Source organism: Paenibacillus sp. FSL H8-0034 (assembly GCF_038000305.1).
Taxonomy (GTDB): domain Bacteria; phylum Bacillota; class Bacilli; order Paenibacillales; family NBRC-103111; genus Paenibacillus_S.
In genome coordinates, this window is record NZ_JBBOBS010000001.1 from 2,712,606 (window position 1) to 2,725,053 (window position 12,448).

At 47.0% G+C, this 12,448-nt stretch carries 12 protein-coding genes; 5 read left to right on the forward strand and 7 right to left on the reverse strand.

The annotated features are described in order from the left end of the window. Window positions 1-23 precede the first annotated feature (23 nt). Both NST47_RS12210 and NST47_RS12215 read left to right on the forward strand, forming a co-directional pair. Window positions 24-1,853: a hypothetical protein gene (locus NST47_RS12210; protein ID WP_341155386.1), complete on the forward strand. Its 1,830-nt coding sequence runs from the start codon at window positions 24-26 to the stop codon at window positions 1,851-1,853. 90 nt (window positions 1,854-1,943) lie between these two features. Continuing rightward, window positions 1,944-2,813: a hypothetical protein gene (locus tag NST47_RS12215; protein ID WP_341155387.1), complete on the forward strand. Its 870-nt coding sequence runs from the start codon at window positions 1,944-1,946 to the stop codon at window positions 2,811-2,813. Between the two features lie 177 nt (window positions 2,814-2,990). Here NST47_RS12215 and NST47_RS12220 read toward each other — a convergent pair whose 3' ends face one another. From NST47_RS12220 to NST47_RS12245, 6 genes are all read right to left on the reverse strand, one after another. Beyond that, window positions 2,991-3,752, reverse strand: a complete 762-nt coding sequence (locus NST47_RS12220) for a DeoR/GlpR family DNA-binding transcription regulator (protein WP_341155388.1) — start codon at window positions 3,750-3,752, stop codon at window positions 2,991-2,993. Window positions 3,753-3,777: 25 nt separating this feature from the next. Beyond that, complete coding sequence (locus NST47_RS12225) at window positions 3,778-5,253, reverse strand: rhamnulokinase (protein WP_341155389.1); 1,476 nt, start codon at window positions 5,251-5,253, stop codon at window positions 3,778-3,780. Between the two features lie 23 nt (window positions 5,254-5,276). Further along, window positions 5,277-6,539, reverse strand: coding sequence for an L-rhamnose isomerase (gene rhaA, locus NST47_RS12230; protein WP_341155390.1), 1,263 nt, complete (start codon window positions 6,537-6,539; stop codon window positions 5,277-5,279). Between the two features lie 18 nt (window positions 6,540-6,557). Next, window positions 6,558-6,935, reverse strand: a complete 378-nt coding sequence (locus tag NST47_RS12235) for a sensory rhodopsin transducer (protein ID WP_262682718.1) — start codon at window positions 6,933-6,935, stop codon at window positions 6,558-6,560. 126 nt (window positions 6,936-7,061) lie between these two features. Continuing rightward, the gene (locus NST47_RS12240; protein ID WP_341155391.1) at window positions 7,062-9,131 is read right to left on the reverse strand and encodes a bifunctional aldolase/short-chain dehydrogenase; all 2,070 of its coding nucleotides are present in this window, start codon (window positions 9,129-9,131) and stop codon (window positions 7,062-7,064) included. A gap of 146 nt (window positions 9,132-9,277) precedes the next feature. Next, complete coding sequence (locus tag NST47_RS12245) at window positions 9,278-10,072, reverse strand: AraC family transcriptional regulator (protein WP_341155392.1); 795 nt, start codon at window positions 10,070-10,072, stop codon at window positions 9,278-9,280. 142 nt (window positions 10,073-10,214) lie between these two features. Here NST47_RS12245 and NST47_RS12250 point away from each other — a divergent pair, with 142 nt between their 5' ends. Together NST47_RS12250 and NST47_RS12255 are read left to right on the forward strand one after the other, a co-directional pair. Next, complete coding sequence (locus NST47_RS12250; protein ID WP_341155393.1) at window positions 10,215-10,988, forward strand: phytanoyl-CoA dioxygenase family protein; 774 nt, start codon at window positions 10,215-10,217, stop codon at window positions 10,986-10,988. An 89-nt stretch (window positions 10,989-11,077) separates the two neighbouring features. Beyond that, window positions 11,078-11,317, forward strand: coding sequence for a hypothetical protein (locus NST47_RS12255; protein ID WP_341155394.1), 240 nt, complete (start codon window positions 11,078-11,080; stop codon window positions 11,315-11,317). 87 nt (window positions 11,318-11,404) lie between these two features. Here NST47_RS12255 and NST47_RS12260 read toward each other — a convergent pair whose 3' ends face one another. Continuing rightward, window positions 11,405-11,641 (reverse strand): hypothetical protein, encoded by a 237-nt coding sequence (locus NST47_RS12260; protein ID WP_341155395.1) that lies wholly within the window; start codon window positions 11,639-11,641, stop codon window positions 11,405-11,407. A 225-nt stretch (window positions 11,642-11,866) separates the two neighbouring features. Between NST47_RS12260 and NST47_RS12265 the strand changes: the two genes are divergently transcribed. Beyond that, on the forward strand, window positions 11,867-12,385 hold the full coding sequence (locus NST47_RS12265) for a GyrI-like domain-containing protein (RefSeq protein WP_341155396.1): 519 nt from the start codon (window positions 11,867-11,869) through the stop codon (window positions 12,383-12,385). Window positions 12,386-12,448: the final 63 nt, after the last annotated feature.

Here is a 12,448-nt window from a genome sequence, read left to right on the forward strand (position 1 = left end):
TGCATAATGAAAGGTGAGAACCCATGTCCAAGGCAACCAAGAAGCTGCTTATTACTGCCTCTGCCTCTGTATTTCTAATGGCAGCAACTTCCGCACCTATCTTCGCAGCTCCATCCAATCCGGGCTACTATGTAGGCAATCAAAAATATCTGCTTAGCGATATAGCAGCAAACCCAAGCCTGCTCGTACAATTGAACAATAATTTGAATACGAAGGGGCTTTCCAGTTTTATTGCGGATTTACCTGAGGGCCGACTCAATTATGCCCAATTCATGGCTGCGAATCCTGGTAAGCTTAATCTGTCTGCTTTTAAAACATTCGCTGCTGCGCATCCCGCAGTCATTCCGGCTGACGCCGTTATCGTACGCCCTGATGGAAGGGAAGAACGCGATCCTGACTCACCTCTGCCTGGAATAAGTGTGCAGAATGGACTCATTACCATTAGCTTTGGTAGTGCGCCTTCGAGCACACCTACTATTAAAGACTTCGTTGTTACACAATCGGTGTATGGAGGCAGTAATCCTCAGGTTATCGTTCCTTCAGGTCTCCAGCTGAATGCAGACGGTACCGTGGTATCGCTGAGTGTACCCACAATAGCTGCGACTGACATTGCACAGAGTATTGTCTACACGGTGGCTTACAAGCTCTCCAGTACGGTATCAGCAGGTTTCACGTTGGCCGCCAAACCAACGACGGAACAGCCGGTAGAGCAGGCAGTGATAAGTACTGTAAGCGCGGTGAACGGAACCATCACAGTAAATTTCAATAAACCTGTAACTGTCGCCGAAGCAACCTATAGTATGAAGATTAGTCGTTCCATAGATGGTGGAGCAGGCACAACTGAGATACCTTCCCTGGTTCAAGCATCCGGTAATACCGTTATCTTTAAAGTAGCTGAGGTGGGACAGACGGCGGCTAAACAAAGTGTGGTGTACAGCCTGTCCTATTTGAATGGAACTACCATCAATACGGTGGGCTTTACCGTAGCCAAGATTCCTGATGCGGTTATCAACTCAGCTAGCGCGGTGAACGGAACCATCACGGTTATTTTCGATAAGGCTGTATCTATCGCCGAAGCGACCAAGGGCATGATGATTATTCGGTCCATAAATGGTGGACAAGTTTCGACCGAGGCACCTTTACCGATTGAAGTATCTGGTAACACCGTTACCTTCAAGGTGAACGAAGTGCAATTTACAGATGCAGATCAAAGCGTCGTTTACAGCTTGTCCTATCAGAATCAAACTGCCTACAATACGGCGAGCTTTACCGTAGCCAAGATTATTGTTAGTGCGGTTAACGGTAGCGTGACCGTCAAATTTACAACAGTCGAAACAGTAAGTGAAGCTATTTACCAAAATCTTAAGTTCAAACAGTCGATTGACGGAATGACATCTACTAATGTAACAGCAACATCTTCTGTGTTGGATTCTGTGAATAATTCGGTTACCTATACCGTTCCAGCTGTTCAGAAGCTATATACGGAGCAAAGCGTCACCTATAGTGTATACAATGGAGGAAGCACTGCAGTAGGATCGGCTGCGTTCACTATTATATTAAAATCACCAACGATTAACACTCCAGTCGATCTTAATAATAACCATAAAATAGTAACTGGGACCGGAGAACCCGGTTTTAAAATTAAAGTGACTATTTCCGATGGAATTCATTCTGTAGAAAATCCTGAAGTTATAGTTGGAGTAAATGAAACAGCTGATGACAAGTTTACTACTGCCAATTTTAATCTAAGCACAATAGCAAGCGGCCCTATTACCCTTACAGTAACACAGCGTGATACTGATAACGGCAGAGAACAAACAATTAGTGGTATCACAGGAACCAGAAGTCCATAAAATGCAGTTGGTCAAGAGAAATCCATTCTACAACGTCACTTTTCAACTTAATATCTAAGACACAGATACTCGATGAAAGTGGTGAATCCATTGACCGACATTTACGTCCTACAGCCTTTGGAGATTCAGCCCTACGAACATCTGGCATTACCGGATTATATTCATTATTTCACGCAGAATGATGATCTATCTACCCGGATCAGTGTAGGAGCAAGCATTAATGGGGATCCGGCAGCTCTAGTTTTGGCTGAGATCAGGATAATCGACGCTTTGGGGATCTTGCATTCATTTGGAATCGCGCCTCCTTATCAGAGTGAAGCTTTAGAGCAGGAGTTGCTTCGTTTTACAGTAAAGCAGTTTAAGGAGCTTGGCATCCGCAGCTTACAGATTACTTTGCAGCCGGGGCATACTGTTAGTTTCCCAGACTCCTTGACAGCCTGTGACTGGCAGAAGGATGAAGGGGCGGTGACCCATTATCAGTTTGATTGCCTGCTGATTAATAGTCATTCCAAATGGAGTCTGGATATACCGCTGCCCAAGAGCTATTCGGTACACGACTGGCAGGACATCACTGTTAAGCAATGGGAGGAGCTGAAGGAGGCAGACTGGTATCCATATGCCCTTTCTCCATTCGAAAGCTATAGCTTTGGTGATATTGATCAGCAAGCCAGTTTGTGGCTTCGTCAAGGTAAAGATATTGTCGGATGGATCGTGGCAAAGCGTTCCAATGAGCAGTTTTTGTACTGGAGCTCAATGTTCATCAGAGAGGATGCTTACCGCAAGCATGTTGGTATTCCTTTCATACAAAGGATGATCAGACGTCAGGTCGCGTTGGGAATACCTTACGGTTGCTTTGATGTGAATGCCTATCATCAACAGTTCCAACGCTTTGTCAACAAACGATTTTTGCCCTATATTTTCCATCGTCAGGAAGTACAGATTTTTAGCAAAATTCTGTAAGCCCATTCGATACCTACATCACAACCAATGAATGAATACATGAACTAAAAAACAGTAGGTTTATATCCAAGAAAAAGAAGCCTGCACTTTTCACACATGTACTGTGGAAAAACGTAGGCTTCTTCTTTCACATTTAGGAACAGGCTGGATACTATGGATTTTTTGGAACAACCGTTCTCACACCGTAATAACGCTAATCCCGAGCTCCTGCAGCCGCTCTAGTGTTTCCTTATCTATGCGGCGGTCCGTGATAATGACATCGACCTCGGACAAATCGGCAACATGCGTGAACGCCTGCACACCGAATTTACTGGAATCGGCCAATAGAATCACCTCATCCGCCATGCCGATCATCTTTTGCTTAATACGGGCCTGCAGCTCGTTGGACTCGCTGATGCCGCGGTCAAGATGAACGCCCTTGCACGACAGGAAAACTTTATTGACATGGTAGGCGTCCAGAGAACGCTCGGCCAGTGGCCCTACGAAGGACAAGGAACGCTGCGCTAATATGCCGCCTGTTGAGATGACTTCGATCTTTTCCTTACTGCTTAGCTCCGTTGCGACCTTGATTGCATTGGTCAATACGGTGAGAGGCAGATCAGGCAGATCGGCAGCCATATACCAAGCCGTCGAACTGGCATCCAGCAAGATACGATCCTTCAGGTCGATCCGCTTGATCGCTTCCTGAGCTATTCGTTTCTTCTCATCGGCATAGGTGATTTCCCGTTCAGCATATGGAATTTCCGGCTGCTGATTGTCCTTGACACTGACCGCTCCACCATGCGAGCGGCGCAGACGCCCAGCTTGCTCCAAGCGGTCCAGATCACGGCGAATCGTCTCCTCCGTAACCTGACATAGCTCGCTCAGCTCAGAAACTCGGATACCGCCTCTTTCGTTGACCAAACCTACAATCTTTTCATAACGCTCCGCAACCAGCATACTTAACCTCTTTTCACAAACAATGTTATTCAGTCATTCCTGTCAGTTTCAGAAATTGATCATAGGCTTCGGCCCACAGATCTTGTGCTTCAGGCTCATAAGTAATAATGCTAAAGGAATCCCGAATCACCTGACGCGCTTCCCATATGTCCTGGAATACCCCTTGGGCAATCCATTGAACGGCCATATTGCCGATAGCGCTGCCTTCAGATGGACCCGCCCATACCGGCTTGCCAATCGCATTAGCTGACCATTGGCAGAGCAGCGTATTTTGAATGCCTCCGCCGACCATATGCAAACCATTGAACCGCTGCCCGGACAAGCGTTCCGTCATTTCAAACACGTAGCGGTATTTGAGGGCAAGGCTTTCGAGAATGCAGCGAACGATTTCACCGATCGTTTCAGGGGCTTGCTGCCCAGTTTGATGGCAATATTGGGTTATTCTTGAAGGCATATCACCAGGAGCCAGGAACAAGGCATCATCAGGATCTATGAACGCCTTGAATGGCTGAGCAGCTCCGGCCAATTGTACTAATTCGGGAAAAGCATACGATTTTCCTGCTTTCTCCCACACGCGGCGGCTTTCCTGCAAAATCCACAGGCCCATAATATTTTTGAGCAGGCGATAAGTACCCTCGACGCCACCTTCATTGGTAAAATTGAGCTTCTGCGCCATCTCATTAATGATCGGCTTGTGTACCTCGGTTCCCATCAGTGACCAGGTGCCACAGCTCAAGTAAGCAAAGGATCGATCCGTAGCCGGAACCGCTGCGACGGCAGATCCTGTATCGTGTTCGGCAACCGCATAAACGGGAATCGAAGGTATGCCCAGCTCTTCACAGACGGATGCTTGCAGCATACCAGCTTGACTTCCAGGCTGCAGCACATTGCCAAACCACGATGCAGGGAAATCCAGCAGCCTCAACAGCTCGGAGTCCCAGCTACCTTGAACCGGGTTAAATAATTGGGTCGTTGTAGCATTCGAAAACTCATTGTGCATCTCGCCCGTCAAGAAATACCTCAGCAAATCCGGAATCATCAAAAACCGGTTATCTGCCTGCAGCCAAGGGGAGTTAGCCTGTTTGAGCGCAAATAATTGAAATATCGTATTAAACTGCAAAAACTGAATGCCTGTTCTCCCAAAAATAACCGACGCAGGAATCTGTGCAAACAAGGTTTCCATCATATCTTCCGTATGTCGATCCCGGTAATGATAAGGGTTCCCAACCAGCTCGCCATTTTTGCCGATAAAGCCAAAATCAACGGCCCAGGAATCAATGCCAATGCTGTTTACTTCTATTCCCTGATTCTTGACGATCAGTAGTCCTTGCTTGATTTCATGATACAACCGTAAAATATCCCAATGCAAGCGGTCGCCCACCTGCACCGGATCATTGGAAAACCGATGAAGCTCCGTGATTTCGATCTTGCCATCCGTCAGGCGGCCGAGCAGCGCTCTGCCGCTGCTCGCCCCCAGATCAAAAGCGACAATGTTCCCCAAAGGATATCACCCTTATTCGTTAATTAGTTTCCGCGTTTAAGCAATACTTCCTGCTCGTAGGATTTTACTTCTGCCAGCCACTCTTCACGCACCGGCACGCCTTTGGACGCGCAATAGTAATCCCAGATGGCGCCAAAAGGATAGGACTTGAACTCTTCCGTCAATGCCAGACGTGTAGTGTAGTCGCCTTCAAGCTCGGCTTTCTTCAAGGCTTCGACTGGATCAAGCATCGCACGCATCAGTGCTTTGATCGTGTTGCGTGTGCCGATTACCCAAGCCGCTACACGGTTAATACTGCCGTCGAAGAAATCGAGGCCAATATGTGTTTTTTCAAGCAGATTGCCGCGCACTAATTCTCTGCCGATCTCGATCAGCTCATCGTCCAGCGTTACCACGTGATCGCTATCCCATCTCATTGGGCGGCTGACGTGCAGCAGAATGCCATCGGTGAAGAGGGCAAGAGATGACAGCTTGTTGGAGATAACCTCTGTCGGGTGGAAGTGACCTGCATCCAGGCAGATCAGCTTGTTATTTTGGATGCCATAGCCCATATAGAACTCATGGGAGCCGACCACGTACGCTTCTGAGCCGAGTCCAAACAGCTTGCTTTCAATGGCGTCCAGGTTATGGGCTGGATTGAGCTCTTCAGCGAATACTTCGTCCAATGCCGATTTCAGGCGCTGTCTTGGTGCCATACGGTCTGCCGGAACATCCTTGTAGCCATCTGGAACCCATACGTTGGTGACGCACGTTTGACCCAATTGCTCGCCGAAAAAGGCGCCGATTTTTCTTGAGGCTTTGCAGTGATCGATCCAGAATTGACGAATTTCCGGGTCGGAGTGGCTTAAAGTAAATCCATCCTTGGATTTTTCATGAGAAAAACAAGTCGGATTGAAGTCCAGACCCAAGCCTTGCTCCTTGCACCAATCAACCCATTTTTGGAAATGCTTCGGCTCCAGCTCATTCAGCTCGACCTTTTCATCTGTATCCGCATAAATCGCATGGAGATTTACCTTGTGCTTGCCGGGAATTAAAGAGAACGCTTTCTCCAAATCCGCTCGAAGCTGTGCAGGGGATTGTGCTGCTCCTGGATAATTACCGGTTACGGAAATACCGCCGGTCAAATCCTGATCTCGATTAAGGAATCCTTTTACATCATCGCCTTGCCAGCAATGCATTGAAATTTTGACTTTTTCCAGCTGCTCGAGCACTTGATCGACGTTGATGCCGTGAGCTGCGTACAGTTCTTTCGCTAATTCATAATTGGCTTGAACATTTTTGTCCATGGGTTAAGCTCCTCTACCTTAGGATTTGATGGGATAAGCGATGACTGACATCAGAGCATTCTCGGCCTGAGTCGTATCCAGACGGCTGTATTGTACGATAATCGGAATATGGCTTTGTACTTCAATCGCATAGGGAACACCAAGTGGAATAGACGTTCCTTCCTTGGTAGCCAAGGAGCTCGTGCGGATATGCTTGGTCCGGCGGCCGGCAACCATTTCCTGAATGTCCTCAAGCGGAGGACGGTCCTCGAAAAAAATCGTAATAGTAATGTGTGCATCCTCTGAAGATGTGTTCAATACACAGATCGATTCGTGGCTGGTTAACGTCCCTGAGCTGATCTCCGGAATGTAACCGTCAGGAATAATCCAAAGCTTTTCTCCTGTGGCAGACGGCATGTCACGGCCTCCTTTTAATTGTAAATCTATGAGTTATCCGATGTATACAAAGGGGTGAACATGCATTCATTGTATGGGTTTGTATACATCGGAGTACACTTAAGAACATACTTGCACAGACAATGATTAACGAGTGAATGCAGCAGGAACGCCGCCGTCGATCGTCAGCATGCAGCCGGTGGTTTTATCGGATTTGGAAGATGCAAAGAAGGCAATTCCCTCGGCAATGTCACGCGGATAAATATTAACGAGCAGGGTGGTACGTTTACGATAATGCTCTTCCAGTTGATCGGGTTCAATGCCGTAGGCAGCGGCACGTTCATTGCGCCAACTTCCGTTCCAGATCGCAGAGCCTTGCAGGATCGCATCCGGCAGGATTGTATTGACACGAATACCAAATTCTCCGCCCTCTGTAGCGATACAACGTGCGAGATGAGCTTCCAGTGCTTTGACAGAGCTGTATGCGGACGCGCTTTTTCCGGCATATATGGAATTTTTGGAGCCAATGAATACCATGTTACCGCCGATGGCTTGTTCCTTCATCAGGATGAAGGCTTCACGGGCCACAAGGAAATATCCCGTTCCGAGCACGTTCATGTTTAGATTCCATTCCTTCAACGATGTCTGGTCAAAGGGGCTGGAGGTGGCAAGACCGGCATTATTGACGATAATATCCACACCACCGTAGGTGATGGAAGTCTCGGCATAAGCAGCTTGAATCATTTCTTCGCTCGTTACATCCATCTTGACGGCAATCGCGCGATTTTCTCCATACTTGGCATTGATTTCTGCCGCTACCTTCTCGGCACCCTCCAAGTTAAGGTCGGCCAGTACAACATGCGCACCTTCAGATACAAGACGACGAGCCGTTTCACTGCCAATCCCGCCAGCTCCGCCGGTAATAAAAGCAATTTTGCGGGAAAATTCCGCTTCAGCAGGAGCTAGCGACAATTTGTAAAGCTCTAATGGCCAATATTCCACATTGTAGGATTCGTTTTCGCTTAGCGATACGAATTGACCCAGAGCAGTAGCGCCTCTCATGACAGCTATCGCACGATGATACAAAGCGCCGCTAACCTGTGACATCGCCCAGCTTTTACCCGTATTGATCATACCTACTCCCGGAATCAGAATGACACGCGGCGCAGCTTCAAACATCACATCGCCTTCATTTTTGTTACGGTCGAAGTAAGCTTTGTACATTTCTTTATATGCAGCGACGCCTTCTTTTAGCTTCGCTTTCAAACCTTCGATATCGTCTGCATTGGGCGTCCAGTCTATGAACAGGGGAACAACCTTCGTGTGGACGAGATGATCCGGGCAAGCCGCGCCAACCTGGGACAATGCTGCGGAGTTGTGTCCGCCTACAAATTGCAGAACATCGTCGGCATCGTCGAAGGAAAGAATCATCTTCTTGGCATCGCTCACTGCACCGCGAATCGTCGGCATCACTTGTGCAGCCACGGTTCTGCGTACCTCTGCGGCTAGTGCGGCATGCTTCACACCACCAAAAGCCTGCTCTTCTTTAATGCGTGCTTCGATGAAGTTTTCCGCTTCGGTAATGATTTTGATCGTTTGGGCGTAAGCCGCTTCAGACGTTTCGCCCCAAGTGACCAGGCCGTGTTTTTCCATTAGGACAAGCTCAGCCTTAGGGTTGTTCAACACGCCTTCTGCGATCATTTTGGAGAGCGTGAAGCCGGGACGAATATAAGGGACCCATACAAAACGGTCACCGAAAATTTCACTTGCCAGCTCCTTGCCATTATCGGCGCAGCAAAGGCTTATGATGGAATCGGGATGGGTATGGTCAACGTGTTTAAATGGAAGAAAAGCGTGCAGCAGGGTTTCGATTGATGCGCGTGGATGTTTGGCGTCAATCATGCAATTTGCCAAATAAGCGACCATTTCTTCATCAGGCATTTCCGATTTCTCAAATAAAGGACGAATATCCTCCATGCGCAAGCCAGTAAAATTAGACGCTTTCATGGAAGCCAGATCAGAACCGCTGCCTTTGACATACATGACCTCTACGTCACGACCACGGAAATCCTTGACGATGGTTTTGCTGGACGTATTTCCTCCACCATAATTGCATACGCGACGATCCGTGCCTATCAGATTGGAACGATAGACGAGTTGATCCAGACCGGTGACTTGCTCTGATGCTTTAGACGCTTCCCACAAACTTTGTACCATGCTTATACCTCCGTATGAATGTTTATTTGATTTTGTTTACATCTTATCATATTTGTTTGTGTTTGAATATATCAAATTCAAACACAAACAAAAGCAATGTAATAGTATTAAGTTTGGGTATTTATTGTTTTGTATAGCTGACTTTCTTAAATCCGGTAAGCTTTGCGAAAGGCAGATGGACTCATGTTGTAGGTATTGGAAAATACCCGGCTCAAATAAAATCCGTTCTGATAGCCGCATTGCTGAGCAATCGCTTCCAAAGTAAGCTCAGTATTCAACAGCAGGCTCTGTGCCTTGCGCATTCGGATAGCTGTCAAATACACGATAGGCGAGACGCCCATAGCGGCCTGGAATCGTCTGGAAAACTGCGACTGACTCAAGGACGCTTGATCAGACAAAAGCTTCAAGGAAAGCGGCTCGTATGCGTGATTGTGGATATGTCGAACCGTGGTACGGATGACCGGATCCGCTGCAGTGATTTGAGTCGTCTTGTCCAGCTGCTCTGCGGCACATAAGTACAACACATCGGTCAACAAATGCTGCTTATAAGCGAACCACCCCTGAATGCTCGAATCAGCAAACTCGCGAATGCGCGAAAACGTCGCTGAGTAGTGATCGATTCTATGAAAGGAAACTTTGCCGGAAGAGACGTCGGGTCCAGGCACAATAGGACGACCCTCCGCATCTGTCCACCTGAATTCGATGAATAGGAAAGAGATTGGCTCCAGCGCCTGGCGGTACAGTGTCACACCGGGAGGACACAGTAGGAGCTCACCAAATTTGGCACGTCCTTCCTCATTACCCATCCGATACAAAAAGCTGCCTTCATCAGCCGCCAATAGCACCCAATTCTCGTAAGTATCCTCTGCCAGCATAAATGACCTTTTAATCGAAGTATTGTACCAGCGCACCAGAGATGCCTGGAAGGTTGTGTCCAACATCGTTTGTCCTCCTCTCGCTTACGCACAAAAAAAGATATGGATGTTAAGAAGTTCCTGCATGTAAGTCTTGGTTTGTACGTAGTAAGATGATATCAGGAATTGAGCAAAAACTATATAGTCAAATAGAAAAGGATGTGTTGGCATGAAGAAGGTTGCTTATTTAACGAACGATCAATTGAAGAGCTACAACGACAATGGGTATCTCGTGCTGCGAAAAGTATTCTCCGAACAAGAGGCTGCCGTATGGCGTCAAGATAGCGAAAGACTGCTCAGCTTGAACGAATATCTCGATCCGAACAACCTGCGTGTTGGTTACCGTAAGATCGAAGAACGTTCCATAATCGAGAAGATCGACCCTGTGCAGGATCTTTCGGCTGTATTCCACGGTCTGGTGAACGATGAACGTATTTTGTCGCCGCTTCGTGATATTTATCAGGATGAACCGACGTTGTTCAAAGACAAGCTTATTTATAAGCTTCCCGGTGTGACGGGGTATACGATGCATCAGGATGCCTCATGGTGGCAGGGCTTTCCGATAGAAGGATTGATTTCGGTCATGGTCGCTATCGATGGCGCCTCGAAGATAAACGGGGGCTTGGAGCTATTTCCGGGCTATCACTCTAAATTCCGCTCAACACCGGGCGAGCTGCGTAATATGAATGCGGAGGAAATCGCTGAAATTGATTCGGCCAAGGGACAAATCGTAGAGACAGAACCTGGAGATATTATTATTTTCCATTCGTTCACGCCGCATCAAAGCGGTCCGAATACAGCCAACGTCAGCCGCCGCCAGCTGTATCTGACTTATTCACCTGCCAAAAACGGCCAGCTGTATAAAGCACATTACCAGCATTATTGTCGGTATGTCACGAATTTAAGATCGAAGACCGATCCTAACGACTTGTATTTCAAATAAGTGACTGTTTACATCTGTTAAAAATGTGAAACCTATTCGGGTGCAAGGACATATCCTGTAGAATAGGCATACAAACAGGGTGTGGTGACATGAAGATCAAGCTGCAAACCGACATGAAGGTAAATATGAAAACCATATTGAAGGATAGTATTATTCATGTATCAGATGATGCACTCAAACGGGAGGTCAGAGGGATTGTATTATTCTGGGCGGAAAAACGACTGCTGGAGGATGGATGGCCCAGACCGAACAGCACCAAGGCGATTCGAGAATATTTGATGGAAAACGGGGTCATAGGTGACATTACGGAAGATCAGGAAGATATCTGAATATGAATGTGTGCACATGAAAACAAGGATAGCTCTGCTGCTGGAGAAGCAGCGGGACTATCCTTGTTTTTATTTTAGCATCAAGAACTAATGTTCTATACGTTGTTGCTCAGAATTTTGAGTGCAGTCGATATAGAAGGGGAAAGCAAGATTTTTTTCGTAATGATCAGTAGAAGCCTGAACCTTATCCAATTGTATTTCCATTTCTTTTTTGGTTGATAGCTTCACGGGGCGGCTCCTTGTGACTACATCTATACATAGAATAAGCATGATACCAATTGTAACAAAAAACACGATAGCATAGACGGTCATCTCTTGAATCATCGTATTCCTCCTATGAATCTTTTTTCAAAGTTTACCAGATAGTCGCTAAAAATGTACTCGAAACCCACTGTCAAGCCATAGCTTTTATTGTCGAGGAGCATGAATGTGAATAGATTATGGTAATTAAGAGAATTTTAGGAGGAATACAAGAGGGAATAGCGAATAAGAACAAAATTACGAACATTAATAAAAATATGAAAATTTAGGTAAAGGAGAGGTAGAACGATGAAGGAGACGATAGCGGTTGAATGTGTAGAAGTAGCGCCTTTCAAAGCACTTGCGGTACGGACGGCGATGCTGCCAGACAAGAGTGGTACACGGGTAGCGTGGAGCAAACTAACAGCGCAGGTTCCGTTGGAGGATGCACGACTGACGCTTGGACCGTCGGCGTATGTGTTCATTCCACAGGAGCAGTGGGGCGAGAAGGTCGATACGCTCTGGGTTGGACTGGCGGTTGCCGAATTCGGTAATGTACCCGATGGCATAGAAGCATTGGAAGTGAGCGGAGGGCTGTGTGCGAGCGCGCGCGTGCACGGAGATGAAGCACACATGTGGCGTGTGTATGAAGCCATGTTTGCCTGGTTGGAGCAGTCACCTGATTATGAGCTGGATAAGCGACAAGGCGTGTTGGGGATGGAGACGGTGCCACTCGAACCGTTGAATGCTTTAACCATTCCTTATGAATCCATCAAGACATTCGATTTCACCATGCTGTATCCGGTGCGCAAGAGAAAGTTGGATTGATTTATACACGCACATGAACAAATAAAAACGGCATTTCTGCCGTTGTATGAAAATAATTATTTA

Excerpts from the sequence above, each read along its gene's own strand:
- NST47_RS12210 (WP_341155386.1), top strand. The coding sequence starts at position 24 with ATGTCCAAGGCAACCAAGAAGCTGCTTATTACTGCCTCTGCCTCTGTA.
- NST47_RS12220 (WP_341155388.1), bottom strand. The coding sequence starts at position 3,752 with ATGCTGGTTGCGGAGCGTTATGAAAAGATTGTAGGTTTGGTCAACGAA.
- rhaA (WP_341155390.1), bottom strand. The coding sequence starts at position 6,539 with ATGGACAAAAATGTTCAAGCCAATTATGAATTAGCGAAAGAACTGTAC.
- NST47_RS12235 (WP_262682718.1), bottom strand. The coding sequence starts at position 6,935 with ATGCCGTCTGCCACAGGAGAAAAGCTTTGGATTATTCCTGACGGTTAC.
- NST47_RS12240 (WP_341155391.1), bottom strand. The coding sequence starts at position 9,131 with ATGGTACAAAGTTTGTGGGAAGCGTCTAAAGCATCAGAGCAAGTCACC.
- NST47_RS12245 (WP_341155392.1), bottom strand. The coding sequence starts at position 10,072 with ATGTTGGACACAACCTTCCAGGCATCTCTGGTGCGCTGGTACAATACT.
- NST47_RS12250 (WP_341155393.1), top strand. The coding sequence starts at position 10,215 with ATGAAGAAGGTTGCTTATTTAACGAACGATCAATTGAAGAGCTACAAC.
- NST47_RS12255 (WP_341155394.1), top strand. The coding sequence starts at position 11,078 with ATGAAGATCAAGCTGCAAACCGACATGAAGGTAAATATGAAAACCATA.
- NST47_RS12260 (WP_341155395.1), bottom strand. The coding sequence starts at position 11,641 with ATGATTCAAGAGATGACCGTCTATGCTATCGTGTTTTTTGTTACAATT.
- NST47_RS12265 (WP_341155396.1), top strand. The coding sequence starts at position 11,867 with ATGAAGGAGACGATAGCGGTTGAATGTGTAGAAGTAGCGCCTTTCAAA.